19 protein-coding genes are annotated in these 20,607 nt (G+C 36.4%); 11 read left to right on the forward strand and 8 right to left on the reverse strand.

What is annotated here, in order from left to right:
* Positions 1-12: 12 nt before the first annotated feature.
* From GTK57_RS06610 to GTK57_RS06625, 4 genes are all read left to right on the forward strand, one after another.
* The gene (locus GTK57_RS06610) at positions 13-381 is read left to right on the forward strand and encodes a NirD/YgiW/YdeI family stress tolerance protein (RefSeq protein ID WP_152874236.1); all 369 of its coding nucleotides are present in this window, start codon (positions 13-15) and stop codon (positions 379-381) included.
* Positions 382-522: 141 nt separating this feature from the next.
* Entirely contained in the window at positions 523-2,091 is a 1,569-nt protein-coding gene (gene guaA / locus GTK57_RS06615) for a glutamine-hydrolyzing GMP synthase (RefSeq protein WP_152874237.1), read from the forward strand.
* Positions 2,092-2,189: 98 nt separating this feature from the next.
* Entirely contained in the window at positions 2,190-3,935 is a 1,746-nt protein-coding gene (locus tag GTK57_RS06620; RefSeq protein ID WP_152874238.1) for an McrB family protein, read from the forward strand.
* Between the two features lie 17 nt (positions 3,936-3,952).
* Complete coding sequence (locus tag GTK57_RS06625) at positions 3,953-5,059, forward strand: 5-methylcytosine restriction system specificity protein McrC (protein ID WP_152874239.1); 1,107 nt, start codon at positions 3,953-3,955, stop codon at positions 5,057-5,059.
* Here GTK57_RS06625 and dcm read toward each other — a convergent pair.
* Positions 5,004-6,005: a DNA cytosine methyltransferase gene (gene dcm / locus GTK57_RS06630; RefSeq protein WP_152874240.1), complete on the reverse strand. Its 1,002-nt coding sequence runs from the start codon at positions 6,003-6,005 to the stop codon at positions 5,004-5,006. The two genes, GTK57_RS06625 and dcm, sit on opposite strands and share 56 nt — an antisense overlap.
* Before the next feature lie 250 nt (positions 6,006-6,255).
* Here dcm and GTK57_RS06635 point away from each other — a divergent pair, with 250 nt between their 5' ends.
* Positions 6,256-7,635, forward strand: a complete 1,380-nt coding sequence (locus GTK57_RS06635; protein WP_152874241.1) for an L-serine ammonia-lyase — start codon at positions 6,256-6,258, stop codon at positions 7,633-7,635.
* 17 nt (positions 7,636-7,652) lie between these two features.
* Here GTK57_RS06635 and GTK57_RS06640 read toward each other — a convergent pair whose 3' ends face one another.
* A complete protein-coding gene (locus GTK57_RS06640) occupies positions 7,653-8,762 on the reverse strand; it encodes a GGDEF domain-containing protein (RefSeq protein WP_163122009.1) in 1,110 nt (369 codons plus the stop codon).
* Between the two features lie 459 nt (positions 8,763-9,221).
* On the opposite strand from GTK57_RS06640, the gene GTK57_RS06645 reads away from it, so the two are divergent.
* The 3 genes from GTK57_RS06645 to GTK57_RS06655 all read left to right on the forward strand — a co-directional run bounded on the left by GTK57_RS06645 (position 9,222) and on the right by GTK57_RS06655 (position 11,321).
* Positions 9,222-10,169 carry a pirin family protein gene (locus GTK57_RS06645; protein ID WP_152874243.1) on the forward strand — a complete coding sequence of 316 codons (948 nt, stop codon included), beginning with the start codon at positions 9,222-9,224 and terminating at the stop codon, positions 10,167-10,169.
* A gap of 15 nt (positions 10,170-10,184) precedes the next feature.
* The gene (locus GTK57_RS06650) at positions 10,185-10,583 is read left to right on the forward strand and encodes an OsmC family protein (protein ID WP_152874244.1); all 399 of its coding nucleotides are present in this window, start codon (positions 10,185-10,187) and stop codon (positions 10,581-10,583) included.
* 84 nt (positions 10,584-10,667) lie between these two features.
* Positions 10,668-11,321: a glutathione S-transferase family protein gene (locus GTK57_RS06655; protein WP_152874245.1), complete on the forward strand. Its 654-nt coding sequence runs from the start codon at positions 10,668-10,670 to the stop codon at positions 11,319-11,321.
* A gap of 57 nt (positions 11,322-11,378) precedes the next feature.
* Here the strand turns inward: GTK57_RS06655 and GTK57_RS06660 are convergent, their stop codons facing one another.
* Together GTK57_RS06660 and argS are read right to left on the reverse strand one after the other, a co-directional pair.
* Complete coding sequence (locus GTK57_RS06660; RefSeq protein ID WP_163122010.1) at positions 11,379-11,981, reverse strand: SPOR domain-containing protein; 603 nt, start codon at positions 11,979-11,981, stop codon at positions 11,379-11,381.
* A gap of 209 nt (positions 11,982-12,190) precedes the next feature.
* Complete coding sequence (gene argS / locus GTK57_RS06665) at positions 12,191-13,981, reverse strand: arginine--tRNA ligase (RefSeq protein ID WP_152875365.1); 1,791 nt, start codon at positions 13,979-13,981, stop codon at positions 12,191-12,193.
* 197 nt (positions 13,982-14,178) lie between these two features.
* On the opposite strand from argS, the gene GTK57_RS06670 reads away from it, so the two are divergent.
* The gene (locus tag GTK57_RS06670; RefSeq protein WP_152875367.1) at positions 14,179-14,463 is read left to right on the forward strand and encodes a DUF2798 domain-containing protein; all 285 of its coding nucleotides are present in this window, start codon (positions 14,179-14,181) and stop codon (positions 14,461-14,463) included.
* A gap of 353 nt (positions 14,464-14,816) precedes the next feature.
* Positions 14,817-16,517 (forward strand): NAD-dependent malic enzyme, encoded by a 1,701-nt coding sequence (locus tag GTK57_RS06675; protein ID WP_152875370.1) that lies wholly within the window; start codon positions 14,817-14,819, stop codon positions 16,515-16,517.
* A 59-nt stretch (positions 16,518-16,576) separates the two neighbouring features.
* On the opposite strand, the gene GTK57_RS06680 is transcribed toward GTK57_RS06675, so the two are convergent.
* Entirely contained in the window at positions 16,577-17,497 is a 921-nt protein-coding gene (locus GTK57_RS06680) for a Dyp-type peroxidase (RefSeq protein ID WP_163122012.1), read from the reverse strand.
* Positions 17,498-17,659: 162 nt separating this feature from the next.
* Between GTK57_RS06680 and GTK57_RS06685 the strand changes: the two genes are divergently transcribed.
* The gene (locus GTK57_RS06685; RefSeq protein WP_163122014.1) at positions 17,660-18,283 is read left to right on the forward strand and encodes a LysE family transporter; all 624 of its coding nucleotides are present in this window, start codon (positions 17,660-17,662) and stop codon (positions 18,281-18,283) included.
* A gap of 236 nt (positions 18,284-18,519) precedes the next feature.
* Here the strand turns inward: GTK57_RS06685 and znuB are convergent, their stop codons facing one another.
* The 3 genes from znuB to GTK57_RS06700 are packed head-to-tail and all read right to left on the reverse strand — an operon-like array spanning position 18,520 to position 20,585.
* A complete protein-coding gene (znuB, locus tag GTK57_RS06690) occupies positions 18,520-19,320 on the reverse strand; it encodes a zinc ABC transporter permease subunit ZnuB (protein ID WP_163122017.1) in 801 nt (266 codons plus the stop codon).
* Between the two features lie 3 nt (positions 19,321-19,323).
* On the reverse strand, positions 19,324-20,106 hold the full coding sequence (gene znuC / locus GTK57_RS06695; RefSeq protein WP_378226843.1) for a zinc ABC transporter ATP-binding protein ZnuC: 783 nt from the start codon (positions 20,104-20,106) through the stop codon (positions 19,324-19,326).
* Positions 20,088-20,585, reverse strand: a complete 498-nt coding sequence (locus GTK57_RS06700) for a transcriptional repressor (protein ID WP_152875377.1) — start codon at positions 20,583-20,585, stop codon at positions 20,088-20,090. The genes znuC and GTK57_RS06700 overlap by 19 nt, the downstream gene beginning before the upstream one ends.
* Between the last annotated feature and the right edge of the window lie 22 nt (positions 20,586-20,607).

Below are 20,607 nucleotides of genomic sequence, written 5' to 3' on the forward strand. Positions count from 1 at the left end.
TGGATAATGAATATGAAAAAAGTAGCATTGTTTGTTGTATTGGCTAGCTCAATGGTTGCAACGGTAAGTGCATGGGCAGGCAAAGATGATCACGTGATTATTCAGGAAGCTGCAAAGAATCATGTTCAAATCATTAAAGCTCAAAAGTTAGCAGATGAAACTGCGGTGACTTTAACTGGCACAATTACGAAAAAAATAACTGAAGAAAGCTTTGAACTTAAAGATTCAACCGCTTCAATTTTATTAGATGTTGATGATGATCTTTCTCGTGCAATAAATTTAAAAGTGGGCGATCAAGTGAAAGTGATTGGCGAAGTAGATACGCATCGTCACAGAGCAACAGATATTGAAGTTGTTCATATCGAAAAAATGACACATTAATTTTTATTATATCGTTGGTGTTTTTTAAGCATATAAGTTTGAAAAATACCTTTTTATTTAGCTTGTCCGAATAGTGTGCGTAGTTGCTTTAAAAATGTTAGAATGTCGCGCTTATATTCGTTGCCTGCATAGTTGTTTGCCATGACTACCAATACCCAAATTACTGAAGATCGTATCCTTATCTTGGATTTCGGTTCTCAATATAGTCAGCTTATTGCACGTCGTGTACGTGAAGCTGGTGTTTATTCAGAAATGTACGCATTTGATATGTCTGAAGAAGACATTCGTGCATTTAACCCAAACGGGATCATTCTTTCAGGTGGTCCAGAAAGTGTTTATGAAGCTGGTAGTCCACGTGCCCCTGAAGTTGTGTTCAACTTAGGTGTGCCTGTTCTTGGTATCTGCTATGGCCTACAAACAATGTCACAACAACTTGGCGGTAAAGTAGAGCCGGGTGATGTGCATGAATTTGGTTATGCAGAAGTCGATATCCAAGTACGTGACAAATTGATTGGCGATCTTGAAGATAGCGCTAATCAATTGAAAGTGTGGATGAGCCACGGTGACAAAGTAACTGCAATTCCAGAAGGTTTCCAAGTTACTGCAAGCACACCAAGCTGCCCATTTGCAATGGTATCTGATGAAGCTCGTCGTTTCTATGGTATCCAGTTCCATCCAGAAGTAACTCACACGGCTAAAGGTGCTGAATTACTTTCTAACTTTGTTCACGGTATTTGTGGTTGCCGTAACTTATGGAACTCTGAAAATATTATCGATTTACGTGTTGAACAACTTCGCGCGCAAATTGGTGATCAAAAAGTATTATTAGGTCTTTCAGGTGGTGTAGATTCATCTGTTGTGGCTGCATTACTTCACCGCGCAATTGGCGATCAATTGACTTGCGTATTCGTAGATAACGGTTTACTTCGTTTGAACGAAGGCGAGCAAGTAATGGAAATGTTCGCGAAAAATATGGGTATCCGTGTAATTCGTGCCGATGCGGAAGAGCGTTTCTTAACTGCGCTTAAAGGCGAAGTTGATCCTGAGAAAAAACGTAAAATCATTGGTCGTGAGTTCATTGAAGTATTCGCTGAAGAAGCGCGTAAGCTTGATGGCGTAAACTTCCTTGCGCAAGGTACGATTTACCCAGACGTAATCGAATCTGCTGCAACTAAGAACGGTAAAGCACATGTGATTAAATCACACCACAACGTGGGTGGTTTACCTGAAGATTTAGCATTCGAATTGGTTGAGCCAATCCGTGATTTGTTCAAAGACGAAGTTCGTCGTTTAGGTACAACTTTAGGTCTTCCGTTTGAAATGCTTTACCGTCATCCATTCCCAGGTCCGGGTTTAGGTGTTCGTATTCTTGGTGAAGTGAAAAAAGAATATGCTGACATTTTACGTTTAGCAGATGCTATTTTCATGGAAGAGCTTCGTGCAAGCGGTTGGTATGACAAAACTGCTCAAGCATTTGCTGTATTCCAACCTGTAAAATCTGTTGGTGTTGTTGGCGATGGTCGTCGTTATGCATGGGTGATTGCACTTCGTGCGGTTGAAACAGTTGACTTTATGACAGCTCGTTTTGCTCATCTTCCATATGACCTTGTAGACAAAATCTCTACTCGTATCATGAACGAAATTGCTGACGTTTCTCGTGTTGTGTATGACGTATCGTCTAAACCACCAGCGACTATCGAGTGGGAATAATTTCCTAACGGAAATGATTCATTAAAAAAGGACGCTTAGGCGTCCTTTTTTATGCCTATAATATTGAAATAGAGAAAATAATTTTTTACAGGGAACTTATGTCTTTTTTTTCAATTCGTACGAACGATCAGGATTCAATTAAAAAAATTTTGGATCATGAAACTCAAATTATTATTCCTGGAATTACATGGCTATTTGATAAAGTTGCAAAAGATGATTTTGTTTTTCTTGTACTCAGTGGAGAAGATGGTAGAAAACGAGAAACTTATTCAAATGGTTTAAAAGCCATTGCTAAAATTACAGATAAGAGAGTTGATGAATATAAAGATGAAAATAAAACAAAAATAAAATCATATTCTATTCACTTGAATATCATTAGTTTTTTACCAGAAGTTATTACAAAAAAAGACTTTTATTTATATCCTGACTTATTAGATTGCCCGAGTATTGGCCCTGAAACAAAAAATTCACCGAACCAAGCATTAGGACAAGTTGAAGCAGGTCTTAGTGTTTTACAGGCCATTCATGACTTATATCCAGCTTTTTTACCTGATGAATTATTGGATTTGATTCCTCAAGATTCAGTCCTTAATAAGGCCGAATTAAAAGATACACACAAAAGCCCTTTGATCACTACATCGCAAATATTAGACCGAGATATTTTGGTTGGTGAATTTGTAAAGTGGTTTAATCAAGAGGAAAATTATAAAAAATCATATGGTGGGTTAGCTCATGAAAAAGTCATCTTAAGTTGGGATGAAATCTTCTTTGATAAAAAACTCTTTGATATTGATATCAAAAATATAGAAGAATCGAAAAATGAAATAAAAATTTTAAAAAAGCAGATAGATGAAAGTAATATAGAGTGGAATTCTTTTAATGAATGCACCAGTAGGGGAGCACCTAGAGCAGTTTTAGGTGATAATAATTATTTAAAATTTTTAGATGAATTTGATTTCTCTCAATTCATTATTTGTGAGCAATATACTTTAGAATATGTGCTGAAAAAGGGCTGTTTTCTGGATATTGCAACTTTACAAAAATATTTGATTCAGCTTAATGATAAGAAAAATATCATTTTGCAAGGCCCGCCAGGAACCGGAAAAACGTGGCTAGCACAGCAGTTGGCCAAAGTCATGGTCGAATATCCGAATGCAGAGAATATTCAAAATGTGCAGTTCCATCCAAACTATGCTTATGAAGATTTAATTCGTGGCTGGCGTCCGCGTTCAGATGGAAAATTGGAATTGATTGATGGTCCATTCCTTCAAATGATTGAGGTAGCGAAGAAAAATCCTGAGCAAAAATACGTATTTATTTTCGATGAGATTAACCGTGGTGATCCATCCGTCATTTTTGGTGAAATGCTAACTTTACTAGAAAACAGTAAACGCAGTGAGCAATATGCGATGAGTCTGACTTATCGTAAATATGATTTAGAGAAAATCTATATACCTGAGAATCTTTATATTATCGGTACGATGAATACTGCAGATAAATCACTTAACCATATGGATTTTGCATTTAGACGTCGTTTTAGTTTCTTTAACTTAAAGCCAATGCTGAATGAGTCATGGGTAACATGGCTACAAGAACAATTTGATATAGACCTTGCTGTTACGGAAAAAATCCGTAACTTTGTTGAGGGCTTGAATCAACAGATTGAGAAAAAAAATGGTGCTTCTTATATGCTGGGTCATAGTTTCTTTGTGCCGACGCATAAGTTAGGAGATACCGCTGAACAAATCTTGTGGATGCAAAATGTCGTTGAAAATGAAATAAAACCATTGTTGGCCGAATATTGGTATGACGAATTAGAGCAACTCGAAAAAATTAATTTTTAATATGGGTTGCACCAGCAATGTCTAAAATTATTCCTATTCAGAATTTATGGTTTTTATTGTTATATGCATCTGAGTATGTACATGAACATGCAACCAATAAATTCGATACAGCACAAGCTGATGGCTTGGAAAATCTGATAGGTATCGTACTTGTAGAGCATTTAGATGATTATATACAGCAACACCTACGTAAACAGCTACGTTCTAAGCAGGCAGAATTAAGTGTCGTAAAGGGCAAAATTAATCATTATCAAACTGCAATTAGACAGTCTTTATCGAAAGGACGCGTTTTCTGTTCGTATAATGAGACGACTTATAACACAGCTCGCCATGCATATATGCTGAGTGCTGTAGAGCTGGTTTTGAATTTTCAAGTTGAGAAGGAAATACGAAGGAAATTATCTAAAATTCAGTTTGAACTGAAAAGTTATGGCGTGGTTGCGAGCCGTGTGTATCGTGTAGAACAAGATCATTTTTCAAGCTTTGAGCATGTTTGTAAGAAAGCCATTTATTTATCCAAACTGATTCATGACATGTATATCATGACAACGCAACTCGGTGAGCATGTGCAGCCTGAATTAATGTTGAGTGATGAAAAACTCAGAAAGGTATTTGAAAAAGGTGTTGCAGGCTTCTTCAAGCTCAATTTGGATAGAATAATATATCGAGTCGTGTCAGGTAAAGGTTCAAAAATCGATTTAGATCTAAAACATCCAATCAATGGGGTTGAACATTATTTCCCAAATATGGCTCTGGATATGATGATTCGAAGCAAACAAAAGCTATTGGTTATCGATACTAAATTTTCCGACATGCTGAAGAGTCAGTATCGAGATACATCACGAATTAAAAGTGATTATATTCGGCAAATTTATACCTATGTCATGAGCTATAAGTTGAAAGAACCTGAAACTCAATGTTCAGGCATGCTTCTGTATCCAGCAATTGATGAAAACTATTCTATGTCGATTGAAATGTTGTCAGTACCACTTCATTTTTATACGGTGGATTTAAGTCAAAAAATACCAGAAATCCACCAACAATTAATTGAAATGGTGAATCACATTTTTAGCCTTGAATCACCTTCAAAATCTGCTCTCCAATCCGTTGAATCAATGGCATAGTGACAGAGTTACCCGCTTGCATATATAAAGCACTATTCGCCATTTTTTCAGGGAAAACCATTTTGTCTACAGGGTAACCCTGAAAAGCAAAGCACTCTTTCGGGGTAAGTTTACGAATTCCATAGTCATCAACAAGTAAAGGTACGTTATGCCCACCTGCACCCATATTTGCAGTTAAAGTCGGGCAAACATTACTTTTGTTTTCACGTACGTAAACACGACGCCATTGATAGAGAGTATCACGTGAAACCATACTTTCTTTAAGTATTGGATAGTACATGTGCTCAGGCTTGTAATAATATTTTTGATCAACCTGTTCTTTTTCTAAAAAGTTATGAATTGTTTTTGTAAGTGGAATTTCATTAGGAAAATCAAATTCAGCATGATTTGGAACTTTAGCTTCATGAAATGCCACAATAAAGATACGTTCACGATTTTGCGGGACATTAGCATGTAGCATGCTGTTTAATACTTTGTAGTAAACAGCATAGCCTAGATTTTTCAGTGTATTTTTAATGACTTCAAAAGTGTTTCCTTTATCATGAGAAACTAAATTTTTTACATTTTCTAAAAAAATCACTTTAGGTTGATGTTTTTCAGCAATTTCTGCAATATCAAAAAATAACGTACCACGCGTTTCTTGAAAGCCTTTTTGATTGCCTGCAATAGAAAAAGCTTGGCATGGAAAACCCCCACACAAAATGTCAAACGTCTGAGGAATTTTTTGCTTAGTTTCCTCTAAAGTAATGTCACCTTCAGGATATTCACCATAATTTTGAAAATATGTTTCTTGAGCATGTTTATTCCACTCACTTGTGAAAACGCAATGCCCATTGATATTTTGTAATGCCATGCGGAAACCGCCAACTCCAGCAAATAAGTCAATAAAAGTAAAGTTAGATTGCAGGTTGTGAGGAAATGGAGGGCAAGACAAGGTTTGTGGCATTAAAAGCTCTATACTATAGTTGTGACTATGTGGGATATTCTAAGATAATTTAGAAATATTAACAGCTATTTGATATGAGAAAACATTACATTCCACAAATATAAAACTAAAGAAACTTAAGGCAATATCATAAGTAATAAAGTCATTCTATGGATAAGAGTGACTTTCATGGTGTACCCATAAAAATAACGTTCTATTAAAAGAATATTGTAGACATTGAACTTCAACACACTCGAGATAATAAGACCAAATGACTCTTAGCGTATTTGATTTATTTAAAATTGGAATTGGCCCATCAAGCTCCCATACCGTTGGTCCCATGCGAGCAGCGTACCAATACATCAATGCTTTGAAACAGCAACAATTGCTGAGTAAAGTACATCGCATCAAAATTACATTATACGGTTCACTATCTGCTACAGGCGTTGGTCATGCAACAGATCAGGCAACCTTACTTGGTCTAATGGGTTTTAGCCCTGAAACCATAGATACGAATAAGAACGCTGAATACTTTAATGAAATCGAACAACAGCAAGCTTTGAATATTGATAGAAGACATAAAATTAAATTTTGCTCAAAAACAGATTTAATATTCTCGAACGAATCTCTACCGTACCATCCAAATGCAATGAGCATAGAATCTTTTGATTTGAGTGGGAAAGTCATCTATGAAAATACTTATTATTCGGTAGGTGGTGGATTTATTTTAGATCATCAAGAAACGTCACAACCTGTTTCGACAAAAGTAACTGCCGATGTTCCATTTCCTTTTCAAAACACGGCAGAGTTATTGGCACATTGCGATGCGCAGAACTGTAGTATTAGCCAAATCATGATAGAAAATGAAAAAAAATGGCTAAATGAACAGCAGATTCGTGAAAAAATCCTTTCTATTTGGGCGGTCATGCAGGAATGTATTCAAAATGGTTTGACCAATGAAGGTGTGCTCCCTGGTGGCTTGGCAGTGAAGCGACGTGCTAAAAAGCTTCATGCAATGCTACAGAATCATACGCGTAAAGAGCTAATCTTTTCATCTTTCCAAGCAATGGAATGGGTGAATTTATATGCCTTAGCGGTAAATGAAGAAAATGCCGCAGGTGGACGTGTTGTTACAGCACCAACCAATGGCGCATCAGGCATTATTCCTGCTGTACTTTATTATTATTTAAAAAATGACCCTTCCATTAACGATGATTTAATCGTTCGATTTTTCCTTGCAGCCGCAGCGATTGGAATTTTATGTAAGTTAAATGCTTCTATTTCGGGTGCTGAAGTTGGTTGCCAAGGCGAAGTTGGATCTGCTTGTGCAATGGCTTCGGCAGGGTTGGCTGAGATGTTTGGTGGTACGCCTCAGCAGGTAGAAAATGCTGCTGAAATTGGACTAGAACATAACTTAGGATTAACGTGTGATCCTATTGGTGGATTGGTACAAATTCCATGTATTGAACGTAATGCTATTGCTGCTGTTAAAGCAATTAACGCGGCACAAATGGCTTTACGTGGTGATGGTGAGCATTTTGTATCTTTAGATAAAGTTATACAGACCATGAAAGAAACAGGGAAGGATATGTCTGAAAAATACAAAGAAACATCTAAAGGTGGTTTAGCAGTCAATGCAATTGAATGTTAGGTCATCTGAGTTGTTTATTAACTCGCTTTCATCACTAAATTACGACCTGCCGATTTTGCGGAATACAAAGCAATATCGGCTTGTTTAATCGCATCATCTAGAGTATTTTTATGGTAATCAACGATTGTTACCCCAACAGATACAGTAAAATAAACAGGACCATGCCCATGAACAATAATAGGTGTATGTTCAATTTTTTGACGTAGTCTCTCCGCGATTAAAAAAGCATTACTTTCTTTCGTATTTGGTAACAAAGCAATAAATTCCTCACCTCCATATCTAGCGAATAAATCACCTTTGCGTAAAACAGTTTTGCACACATCAGAAATTTTTTTCAGTACGCCATCACCAACATCATGCCCATAGTTGTCATTAATAGATTTAAAATGATCAACATCAAATATGAGCAATGAAATGGGCTTTTCAGTAATTGAATTTTCTTCAATTGCATTTTTGGCTCTGCGTTCAAAATATCGACGATTATCTATGCCGGTGAGCATATCTGTATGCGCCATTATTTCTAAAATCTGACGATTAAAACTATCTAATTTATGATGTAAAAAAATACTTCTAGATTTATATGTAGAGCCCCAGCTCATGACTAAGCTAAAAATTAAAACAGGTATATAACTCAATAAGTAAAGAATAAATTGTCCTACAACGCCATCAACAATATGGTAAACACCAACGAAACTTACAATAGTAATGAGAAAAGAAGTAATGAGAGCAGGCATAAAGCGAACTTGAATACATAAGTTTGCTAAAACAATAAAAACCAAAGAAGAATAAATATAAATGGGTACATTGGGGCTTGCCGATAGGTTAACTAAGTAAAACCAAAGTGCAGAAGCACCAATAATTGAGCAAGGTAGAATTAAATCAAAAACTTCAACTTTCCTATAATATTTATACAGATATAAAGTTGTTACAGATGCAAATAAGGTATAAATAGACTTATATAAAACAGCAGTCAAACCAACGTCAGAAATAACAAACCAATCTGCAATGCTATATAAGGCATAAGCAAATTGTCCAATTAAATTGATATGTAATAGATATTTAAGCTTTAGATCTTTTTGGTATTCTAAATATTCATGATGATATTGTTGTGGGATGCGAGCTAACATTGTTTTCAATGCTTTTCGTATAATTAAGCGAGACTCTTGCTCATATTCTTGATACATCACAGTAATACGCCCCAGAAAAAATATAAAAAAGATGCATGAAATTGCAAATAAAAATTGATTAAAATATGTTCATTATCTATTTGTATATTAATTGTAAATATAAAAAATGAAATAAATAAAGACTATATAAAACAATAAATGTAAGTTTTTGTAAAAAAAATAAGCAAATAGTGATCTAAATCTTGGTTGTGTAGCGTAATGTGTTAATTATATTAGTTTTATAAAGTAAGGAATTTCAATGATATGAGTGATATTCTGAATAGTTGTTAAAAACTATCCTATTCATGGAACTCTGAGTATTAAGATAAAGGTGGGCGTATTAGAAATTAAAGACTACTATTTAAATGTACCGTGTAGCCACTTTATTTAAAAATAGCCATTAAGATTCAGGGTAAACTCATGACAAATACAAACTATACAGAACTTTCAAAGTCAGATGATTGTGAAACGATCATTAATCAGTTTATTCAAGATATCCCGCTTCGAAATGCTGAAATTGGTCGCGGTACAATTATAAAACGTGCCTTGCCAAGTCGCCATAAAAGAATGATTGGTGCTTGGTGTTTTCTAGATCATGCAGGTCCTGTTAGTTTTCCAAAAGGTGATGGCTTAGATGTTGGACCACATCCACACATTGGTTTGCAAACATTTACTTGGATGATTGAAGGCACAATGCTGCATAATGATAGCGTTGGTTCTGAGCAATTAATTCGACCTAAACAAGTCAATTTAATGACGGCAGGCTATGGTATTTCTCATACTGAAGTTGCACCAGATAGCGAAACAAAAATGCATGCAGCACAGCTTTGGATTGCATTGCCTGATGCCAAAATAAATATGGCACCACGTTTTGATCATTATCCAGAATTGCCTGTGGTTGAAAAAGATGGTGTTGAATTTACTGTTCTGGTTGGTGAGTTCTTAAATGCAAAATCACCTGTTGCAGTACATACAGAACTTCTGGGTGTAGACTTAGCAGTAAAAGAAATGGCAACAACGCGCTTAAAGCTTAATCCTAAATTTGAATATGGATTTATGGCATTAGAAGGCACAGCAACAATTAATGGACATGAATTAACCCAAGATAATATGGTTGTTTTAGAGCCTGGTGTGATTGAAATTGATGTTCAAATTCACAGCGATTCTCGAGTTCTATTGTTGGGTGGTGAGCCATTTGAATCTCCAATATTACTGTGGTGGAACTTTGTTGGTCGTACACAAGAAGAACTACAGCATGCACGTGAACAATGGATTAATAATGATGCGCGTTTTGGCACAATTCCAAATTACCAAGGACCTCGTTTAGAAGCCCCAACATTCCCAGATCGAATGCACCCATCAAAATAAAACAAGGATATGATTATGGCAGTTATTGCAAATGCAAAAGTACAAACATTACAAGCACCATGGTCGGGTGAGGTAACAAGTGGTAAACATCAACTTATTACCGATAAGCCAGAATCTTTTGGTGGGCAAGATAAAGGGTTAGCACCTTATGATTTAGTTTGTGCAGGATTAATTTCTTGCACCATGATCACTCTGCGTATGTATGCTCAGCATAAAGGAATTGAATTGGGTGAATTCACTGTAGAGGCGGACTTTAAAGCCAATAAAGAAGGTGAAGAGTGGATGGAGCGTCGTCTATATTTTGTAGATTCATTAAGTGAAGAGTTACAGAAAAAAATTTTAGATATTTGCTCAAAAACGCCTGTAACTAAAACGTTATTACGAAGTTTAAAAATAAATACGGTATTGGTATAAAACTAAAAGGAAATATTTCTAAAACAAGAGATGTTTCCTTTTTATGCCTAAACAAATGAAACAAAAATAAAAAAGAGATCAATTATGTTAACACTCCATCATTTAGAACAATCACGTTCCTTTCGTATTCTTTGGGCTTTAGAGGAATTGGGGCTTGAGTACGATGTCAGACTGTATAAGCGATTGCCAACATTTGCTGCACCGCCAGAATTAAGAAAAGTTCATCCCTTGGGTAAGTCGCCTATTTTAAGTAATGAAGATGAAGTGATTGCAGAATCTGCGGTGATTTTAGAATATTTACAAGAAAATTATGATTTAGAACAAAATTTTAAACCAAATACAAAATCAGATTTAAACCAATATCGATATTGGATGCATTATGCCGAAGGTTCGCTTATGCCATATTTGGTGATGACTTTGGTGCTTACAAATGTGCCTAAACATGTACCATGGCTAATTAAACCTATTGCTAAGAAAATTACAGGTGGAATTAAGACAGGATTTACCCAACCACGTGTGAAGGAACATATTCAGTTTTTAGAAAATTATTTAGCGAAAAATGAATTTTTTGCAGGTGATTTTTCTTTTGCTGATATTCATATGTCATTTCCACTGATGGCAATACAAGATCGTATCGGTGGGAAATATCCAAATATTAATGCTTATTTAGAAAAAGTGAAGCTTAGACCTGCATATAATCGGGCTAAAATTCGCGAGCAAAATTTATCTAAACTATAGAATTTAAAGAATAAAAAAGATGCTTTAAGCATCTTTTTTATTCTTTAAAATTTGAACTTAGCGTTTTACAACAATGGAATCAATTCCGCTGTGTTGTAAAGTCTGTTGTGCAATGAGTGCAGATTCTTGTGAATCATAAGGGCCAGAAATTACTCTGTACCAAGTTTCTCCACGCTCCGTTGTTTTCATAACATCGGCAGAGAGACCATTTAAAATAATTTCAGCACGGCGGGCATCAGCCGCATCAGGATCATTATAGCTACGAACTTGTAAGATATAGCTTGTTCTAGGCGCGATATTTTGTTCAGTATTGATCCCTGCAGTTGCCTCTGAAGCAGGGGTACTATTTGCTGGTGCTTCAATAATTACAATTGGGCTTTTATCTTTTGTTTCAGGAACAGCTTGTTCAGGAATAGGGGTAACTTGTTGCTGCGGAAGCAAATCATAGAAACGATAATCTTTATTTGTTTCTTCTTTATCTTGATTTGGGCCAATTTGATCTTTAGCTTGAACGGGTTCCCAAGGTTTCCATAAAAGAAGTGCTACAGCAAAAGAAAGTACAATTAAAATGACCACAAGTGTTCCTAGCCAAGCAGGAATAAGTGGCTTTTTGGGTTTATTCGGTCTTTCTGATACGCCGCGTTGAGTTTTTCCAAACACGATGGAGCCCCATTTATTATTAATTGTTACATGATCAAATTAGATGTTACTTAAGTATATTAAGAAGGTGGAACATCTACATTTGTAAGTTTACTGTTTGATATTACAGGAAATTAATTCCCTGTATATCGTAATTTAAAATAAATGATGATGTCACTTATGGACACCATCATTTTGCAAATTAAATAATTTGCAGCTATTTATTTCGCTTACATACTCTCAGGTGCACTTACACCAAGAAGCTCTAAGCCATTTTTAAGCACTTGTTGAACATTCACAGACAACAATAAACGTGCTTGCGTTAATTCTGCATCATCACCAAGTACTTTATTTTCGTTGTACCAAGCATGGAATAGCGCAGCAAGTTCTTTCAAATAGTTACCCACTTGATGTGGTTCATAGCTATTTGCAGCGCGAGTTAGAATTTCAGGATATGCAGCAAGTTTTGCCAATACTTCAGCTTCAGCATCAAGCTCTAGCTTTTCAGCAAATTGACGTGCATTTTCTACAGAGAAATTAATACCCGTAGATACTGCTTTTTCTAGCATACGGCAAATACGAGCATGCGCATATTGAATATAGTAAACGGCATTGTCTTTGCTTTGTGATACAGCAAGGTCTAGGTCAAAATCAATGTGCTGTTCAGACTTACGCATTACGTAGTAGAAACGAGCCGCGTCGATACCTACTTCTTTACGAAGATCGCGTAAAGTTACAAATTGACCTGAACGAGATGACATTTGAACCATCTCACCACCACGCCATAAGCTTACAAACTGAACCAGAAGAACAGTCAATTTTTTAGAGTCATAGCCCATTGCATCAATTGCTGCTTTTACGCGAGCAATATAACCATGGTGATCTGAACCCCAAATATCAATAATATCTGTATAACCACGTTGAAGTTTGTTCAAGTGATATGCGATGTCAGATGCAAAGTAAGTGGTTTGACCATTACGACGTTTCACAACACGGTCTTTTTCATCACCAAAATCGGTCGATTTAAACCAAATGTTGCCATCTTTTTCGTATAAGAAGCCACGTTGATCTAGGGTTTGAAGTGCTTCTTCAATTTTGTCTGTCAATGATTCTTCGCTGAACCATTGATTGAATGTTACGCCAAATTCGCCTAAGTCATCTTTAATATCATCAAGAATGGCTTTTAATGCAGCTTGAAGGAATACGCGATAACCTGTGCCAATAAGCGTTTGAGAGTTAAAGATTAAGCCATCAATATGTTTTTCTTTATCGCCTGAAAGCACAACTTTGTTGCCATCTGCATCAAGTTCAGCAGCAAATTGAACATCTTCAGGAACATCTTTATAAACATCGGCAACAGGGTGTACATAAGCATCGCCATCTTTGTCGATAATGCTTTGAGCAATTTCTTTTACGTAGTCGCCTTGGTATGCATTTTTAGGGAATACCAATTCTTGACCTGTTAGCTCTAAATAACGAAGGTATGTAGATGTTGCAAGGATGTCCATTTGACGACCAGCATCATTTACATAGTATTCGCGATCTACTTTAGCACCTGTTGCTTCAAGTAAATTTGCAACGGTCATACCGTAAGCAGCGCCACGACCATGACCTACGTGAAGGCTAGAAGTCGGGTTTGCAGATACAAATTCAACTTGAATGCGTTTTTCAGCATTGGCTTGAGTACGACCAAACTGATCTTTTTGTGCTTGAATTTGATCTAAAACAATAAAACGTTGATCTGCATTTAAGAAGAAGTTGATAAAACCAGGACCCGCAATTTCTGCTTTGCTGATATCTGCAACTTCAGGAAGATTCGCAAGAATTTTTTCGGCTAAATCACGGGGTTTCATGCCTGCAGCTTTAGAACCAATCATTGCAATATTAGATGCAAAATCACCATGACTTCGATCTTTAGTACGAGTCAAAATGCTAGTATTATTCCAGTCAGATGGGAGTACACCTTCAGCTTGAAGGGATTGCACTGCATGATCGAGCGCTGCTTGTATTGCCGTATTCATAATCAGTCGAAAAAGATGTCGCGGAAAAACGACAAATATAGCAAATTTCGAGGTCTTTAGGTAAACGCAATTGTACTGAATGAATATTGTTCGATAAATATTTTGTCTATTTATTGAATTTTGATGAATTAAAAAGAATTAATCGCTACTTTATGGCATATTCAAAAGCCCTTAAAAATGGCGTATAGGAATAGAAAATGTCGAGAAATCGTCCAATGATATTTGGTGATATCCCGAAACTTCCAGTGAAATGGGCAACTGTGGTTATTCCATTTTTTTTATCGTGTTTAATGAGCGGTATTATTTCCTTTATTAATATGCTTCGAAATTTAGGTTGGCATGACGGTTTTATGGCATTTTGGTTTGAAAACTGGATGGTGTCTTGGGCAATTGCATTTCCTGTTGTATTGGTTTTATTGCCGTGGGTAAGAAGATTGGCAAGTGTATTTGTTGATATGCGACAAATTATGCCGCCAAAATAGAAAAGATAGAAATATCTATTCCAATTTAAGTAATAGGTATTTCTTAAAAAAATGACAAAATCTCAAAAAATGCTGAAAATAAGAATATTGATAGATTAGATAAATTTCATAAAAAGTTAAATTTTTATAAAAAACGAATTATTTTTGGTATTTTTCTATTAAAAATATTGGATTTTAATGGGAAAAAGTATAGAAACCCTATTTTTATTCATTGGCTAAATCATCTTAAAATCATTATCATTTAACTAAATGACATTTCTTGGTGAAATGACGTTAAGCTATAGCAAGTAAATATAGATGGAATAAATTCTCCCATATTATTTCATCTGCTGACCGCCACAATGAGATCGGAAATGACATCAGATAAGACCAAGTCTAAGAAACCTTTATATATTCCTTATGCAGGTAACACCCTTTTAGAATTACCCCTTTTGAATAAGGGTTCGGCATTTAGCGACGAAGAGCGTACAACTTTTAATTTAAATGGGTTAATCCCGCGTGTTGTTGAAACCATTGAAGAGCAAAGTCAGCGCTCGTATCAACAATATAGCGCATTCGATGAAGCCATTAATAAACATATCTATTTACGCAATATTCAAGATACTAACGAAACGTTGTTTTATCATTTGGTTGAAAACCGTTTAAGCGAAATGCTTCCTATCATTTATACGCCAACTGTGGGTGAGGCATGTCAGCGTTTCTCTGATATTTATCGTCGTCATCGTGGTGTATTTATTTCATATTCAGATCGTTATCAAGTTGATGAAATTTTGCATAATGTGAATAAGAAAAATGTGAAAGTTATCGTAATTACGGATGGTGAACGTATTCTTGGTCTAGGCGACCAAGGTATTGGTGGTATGGGGATTCCAATTGGTAAATTATCGCTATACACAGCATGTGGTGGTATTAGTCCAGCATACACGTTGCCAATTACCATTGATGTGGGAACAAATAACGAAGAACTGTTAAATGATCCTCTTTATATGGGTTTAAAACATCCGCGTATTCGTGGTGAAGAATACTATAGTTTTGTTGATGAAATTATGGCTGCTATTCAGCGTCGTTGGCCAAAAGTTTTAATTCAATTTGAAGACTTTGCACAAGTGAATGCAATGCCTTTATTGACTAAATACCGCGATAAAGTTTGTTGTTTTAATGATGATATTCAAGGTACAGCGGCAGTATCTGTTGGTAGTTTAATTGCTGCTTCACGCGCTGCGGGTAAACAGTTGAAAGACCAAATGGTGACTTTCTTAGGTGCAGGTTCTGCGGGTTGCGGTATTGCAGAACAAATTGTTTCGCAAATGGTTGCGGAAGGCTTAACAGATGCACAAGCACGTAAACGTGTGTTGATGGTTGATCGTTTTGGTTTAGTTACGCATGAACAACCAGATTTACTCAATTTTCAAAGTAAATTGGCACAAAATCATGAAGATGTTGCTGCATGGGCATCTGAAGGTGAAATCATCACATTATTAGATGTTGTGAAAAATGCAAAACCATCGGTACTCATTGGTGTTTCTGGTCAGCCGGGTTTATTCACGGAAGAAGTGATTAGAACGCTTGCTCAACATTGTGAGCGTCCAATTATTTTGCCTTTATCTAACCCGACTTCGCGTGTAGAAGCTATTCCATCAGACATTATTAAATGGACAGAAGGTCGTGCACTTATTGCAACGGGCAGTCCATTTGAACCTGTGGAGTATGAAGGTAAAACATTCAATATTTCGCAATGTAATAATTCATATATTTTCCCCGGTATTGGTTTGGGGGTGTTAGCAGTGGGTGCGACGCGTGTAACTGAAAGCATGTTAATGGCTTCAAGTAATGCTTTAGCAGATTGCTCTCCAAAGTTACAAAATATTGATGCAGATTTATTACCTGATTTGAATGAGATTCAAAAGGTTTCAAAAATCATTGCATTTAAAGTAGCAAAGGCAGCAATGGAAGCAGGTGTTGCACCTGTTATAACTGATGATTTGTTAAATGAAGCAATAGAAGCGAATTTCTGGAAGCCAGAATATCGTGATTATAACCGTGTTACTTATTAAGTAATATTTGTTAAAAAGGGAGTAAAAGCTCCCTTTTTTTATTTTTGATATTACAAATATTAATTTTCTAAAATGGTTTCTAATAGCTCTTCACTTGGTGCAAAGAAGTAAGCGCCATCTTTTGGTGTAACAAAGTGCAGAAGTCGATCGTGAATACCATCGCCGCTTGTACCAAACATGCGCAAAAGCATTGAATCAATAATAGCTAAATCGTTGGTGTAAGCAATAAAGAATAAGCCCTGATCGCCTTTACCATCACCATAAGGAAGTGAGTGGCGCAAAATTGCCAATTCTTCGCCGTCATCATCTTCTACAACAGTGCGAGAAACATGTGAATTTTCTGGTTGAATCTCGTCATCAAGTTCAATACTTTCTAATTTTGTACGACCAATCACATGTTCTTGTGCATCAACTTTTAACTTTTTCCATTTTTCTAAATTATGTGCGTAACGCTGCGCAAAAATGAAAGAACCATCAGCGAACTCATCTGTTTCTTCAGGTAGTAGAGCTGTTTCAGCACGATCATCAGGAAATTGAGGATTTTCGGTACCATCAATAAAGCCTGTTAAGTCTCGACCATCAAATTGGCGGAAGCAAACACGTTCATCTAAAACGTCAACTTTATCTTGAATACCATCAAAGAATGCTTGGCTCAGTGTGAAACACAAGTCTGCTCGTTGTGATGCAATGTGAATAATGACATCGGCAGGGACAACAGGCATTTCAAATGAGCCTTGAATGGGTGTTAGTTGTTTAAAGCCTTCAGGTCTTTTTTGATAAAGTTGATCCCAAAGTTCTGGACCAAATGCGATAGCAGTTTTAATTTCTGCATGTGGATGTTGTGTGATTAAGCGATCACGTGTTGATAATAGATCTTCAAATTTTTCTTTGAGTTCTTCAAGACTTAAATTTTTTAAACGTAAAACAATAAATCGAGCATGATCTGATGGTAATGGCAAAATTACAGATTGGGCGGTCATTCATGGCTCCTGAATATTTTATCTTTCTTACAAACTTTGTTTATTGTGCCTGATGGGGAAAGCTCTGAATAGTATAAAACAAATAATTCATCATTGAATTTTAAAGCAATGAAAAGTGGAATGGTTTTATAATGCTTCGATCTTTTTTTATACGGTTTAATGATGTCCTATCAAATGTGGATTGCTTTCATGCTTGCATGTTGGGTGATTAGTATTTCTCCGGGTGCAGGTGCAATTGCATCTATGTCGAGTGGATTAAATTATGGATTCCGTCATGGATATTGGAAGGTTTTAGGACTGCAACTGGCACTTTTGTTACAAATTACAATTGTTGCTGCAGGAGTAGGGGTTTTATTTACGACAAATCCTTGGGCATTTTGGGTAGTGAAGTGGTTTGGTGTTACTTATTTATTGTACCTCGCTTACTTGCAGTGGAATGCACCGATACAATCTATAGATATTAAAAATGATCTACCAAATAAATCTCGAACTCAACTTGTTCTATATGGCTTTCTCGTGAATATGAGTAATCCGAAGGCAGTGGTATTTTTATTGGCGGTATTACCTCAGTTTCTAGATTTATCCAAACCACAGTGGCATCAATATACAATCATGGCAATTACTATGATTAGTATCGATTTGGTGGTAATGGCGGGTTATACAGGTTTGGCAGCAAAAGTTTTAAGAATGTTGAAATCTGCAAAACAACAAAAAATAATGAATCGAACATTTGCTGTTTTGTTTGCTTGTGTGGCAAGTCTGCTCAGTTTTGTACAGCAAGCATGAACAAACCATGATTTTATCGACACCTTAAAAAAGATCAAAAAAAGGTCAAAAAAGTTTGACACCAAAAAATAATGTGATACAGTTCTCACTATAAGAACAAAACAATAAAAAACTCCACAAGTTTTGTATTTTAAGACTCCTTCGCTCCCCCAAGCTAAGGAGTCTCTTTTTTTTCTGTCATTTTGCAATGAATAAAAAAGCCACATTTAATGTGGCTTTTTAAGTTGTATTCAGTTTTAAATTAATTTCTTCACTTTTTGCACAATAAAGATCAGAGCAAATAGAATCGACATGGTTAAAACAATGCTTAATCCTGTAGATATATCTAAGCCTGCACTTGACCATAAGCCAACGCTAACCCCAATTTGTGCAATGATAAATGCCCAAATCACCATTTGCTTTGGTGAATGTGCAACTAAGCGAGCTGTTAAGGCAGGAATCACCAATAAGGCACCCATTAGTAATGAGCCAACAGCACGTAAAGCTAAAACAGTAAATAGAGCAAGTAAAAGCATAAATATTAAACGCTGCCAATTTGCATTTACGCCTTCGCTCATTGCAATGTCGGGGTCAATTGCAATCTGAATTTGTGCTGTCCAATACTTATAAAGAATAGCCAAAGCAATAGCGATTACAACAGTAAACATAGGTAAGTCGGCCCATGAAATTTGTAATAAATCACCAAATAAATAGCTAAGTAATTCGGGGCGTAAAGCAGGTAGGTATTGTATTAATAAGAGACCAGAACATAGTAATGTTACTGAGCAAAGCGCCAATAGGGCATCGTTAGGTAGGCGAGGGTCATGTAGTACCCATAGAACACCAACCAATAATAATGCCAAAAATGTCACGCCTACCCACAGAGGTAAACTTAAAATACCTGCAACGGCAACGCCTAATAATGTACCGTGAGCCATCGTGTCTGCAAAGAAAGACATCCGACGCCATAACATTAAACAACCTAGAGGTGCGGTTAAGAAAACTAAAAGCGTTCCCATCGTCCATGCAGGCAATAGTAGTTGTAACCATTCCATCATGACTTAAACTTCCGGTTCTGGGTGAATGTGTGGGCGAGAATCATGTTGGCAAGGTGTTGCAGTATCACCATGACCGCAGTGATTGTGATGATGTTGATAGAAAACGCGGTTGGTGCCAAAAATTTCTTGGTAGGCTGGCTCTTGCTGAATATTTTCAGGTAATCCACTACAGCAAATATGTTTGTTTAGGCAAATAACACGTTGAGTTCCTTGCATTACCCACTGTAAATCATGTGAAACAATAAGAATTGAACAATTATACTTTTCAGGAAGGCTACGAACATAGTCGTAAAGTTCTGCTTCAGATTGAATATCGAGACCTTGCATTGGCTCATCAAGGACTAAAACATTCGGTTGTCTTAATAAGGCACGTGCGAGTAAAACACGTTGGCGTTCACCACCTGAAAGTTGCTGTACTTTTGAATTTTCGAGTTTTGCAATACCTGTATCTTGAATAATCTGTGCTTTTACTTCCGCAGGGCAGGCTTCAAGATTAAGTAGATCTTTGACTCTTAAAGGCAAGCTGTAAGATGGATTAAACTTTTGTGGAACATACGCAAATTTAAGCTCGTTTGAACTATGAATAGTTCCAGATTTTGGCTTAATAATACCAAGCAGAACTTTAATGAGTGTGGATTTTCCGGCACCATTTGGACCAATGAGCGTGACAATTTCACGATCATATAAAGTGAAATCTACATTTTTTAAAATTTCTCTACCATCTATATGAACAAAGATGCCTTTTAGTTCAATGACAGGTTGTTCAGTTATTGCTTGTTGCGACACTGCTGACAAACTCCAGAAATTTCAATAATGCTATGAAAAGCGGTAAAGTTATCTGAAGCAGATAAGGTTGCAAGTTGTTCTAATAAGCCTTGTGCTGATGCCTCTGTTACAGATTTACACTCAGTGCAAATTAAGAACGCAGCCTGATGTCCTTCTCTTGGGTGACAACAAGGAATATAAGCATTAATAGAGGTAAGGCGATGAATAAAGCCTTTCTCTAATAAAAAATCAAGCGTCCGATAAACGGTTGGTGGTGCGGCAGGGCGTTCGGAGCCACCTTTTAGTTTTGCCAAAAGGTCATACGCACCCACAGGGCCAGAAGCAGAAAGAATAAGTTCTAAAACTTCTTTTCGTAATGGTGTGAGTCGAGCTCCTGTTGTTGCACAAAGACTTTCAGCGTCTGCTAGACGTTGATCAATATTGTGATGATCATGTACGCCGTGTAAAGCATCGTGATGTTCATGAGAACATAAGCCCATAGCAACCTCATAGATTTAGAGC

The sequence above is a fragment of the Acinetobacter portensis genome (assembly GCF_010646905.1).
GTDB classification, from domain to species: domain Bacteria; phylum Pseudomonadota; class Gammaproteobacteria; order Pseudomonadales; family Moraxellaceae; genus Acinetobacter; species Acinetobacter portensis.

Bases quoted from the DNA above. Each gene is read 5' to 3' on its own strand.
- GTK57_RS06610 (WP_152874236.1), top strand. From the start codon at position 13: ATGAAAAAAGTAGCATTGTTTGTTGTATTGGCTAGCTCAATGGTTGCA.
- guaA (WP_152874237.1), top strand. From the start codon at position 523: ATGACTACCAATACCCAAATTACTGAAGATCGTATCCTTATCTTGGAT.
- GTK57_RS06620 (WP_152874238.1), top strand. From the start codon at position 2,190: ATGTCTTTTTTTTCAATTCGTACGAACGATCAGGATTCAATTAAAAAA.
- GTK57_RS06625 (WP_152874239.1), top strand. From the start codon at position 3,953: ATGTCTAAAATTATTCCTATTCAGAATTTATGGTTTTTATTGTTATAT.
- dcm (WP_152874240.1), bottom strand. From the start codon at position 6,005: ATGCCACAAACCTTGTCTTGCCCTCCATTTCCTCACAACCTGCAATCT.
- GTK57_RS06635 (WP_152874241.1), top strand. From the start codon at position 6,256: ATGACTCTTAGCGTATTTGATTTATTTAAAATTGGAATTGGCCCATCA.
- GTK57_RS06640 (WP_163122009.1), bottom strand. From the start codon at position 8,762: ATGTTAGCTCGCATCCCACAACAATATCATCATGAATATTTAGAATAC.
- GTK57_RS06645 (WP_152874243.1), top strand. From the start codon at position 9,222: ATGACAAATACAAACTATACAGAACTTTCAAAGTCAGATGATTGTGAA.
- GTK57_RS06650 (WP_152874244.1), top strand. From the start codon at position 10,185: ATGGCAGTTATTGCAAATGCAAAAGTACAAACATTACAAGCACCATGG.
- GTK57_RS06655 (WP_152874245.1), top strand. From the start codon at position 10,668: ATGTTAACACTCCATCATTTAGAACAATCACGTTCCTTTCGTATTCTT.
- argS (WP_152875365.1), bottom strand. From the start codon at position 13,981: ATGAATACGGCAATACAAGCAGCGCTCGATCATGCAGTGCAATCCCTT.
- GTK57_RS06670 (WP_152875367.1), top strand. From the start codon at position 14,179: ATGTCGAGAAATCGTCCAATGATATTTGGTGATATCCCGAAACTTCCA.
- GTK57_RS06675 (WP_152875370.1), top strand. From the start codon at position 14,817: ATGACATCAGATAAGACCAAGTCTAAGAAACCTTTATATATTCCTTAT.
- GTK57_RS06680 (WP_163122012.1), bottom strand. From the start codon at position 17,497: ATGACCGCCCAATCTGTAATTTTGCCATTACCATCAGATCATGCTCGA.
- GTK57_RS06685 (WP_163122014.1), top strand. From the start codon at position 17,660: ATGTCCTATCAAATGTGGATTGCTTTCATGCTTGCATGTTGGGTGATT.
- znuB (WP_163122017.1), bottom strand. From the start codon at position 19,320: ATGATGGAATGGTTACAACTACTATTGCCTGCATGGACGATGGGAACG.
- GTK57_RS06700 (WP_152875377.1), bottom strand. From the start codon at position 20,585: ATGGGCTTATGTTCTCATGAACATCACGATGCTTTACACGGCGTACAT.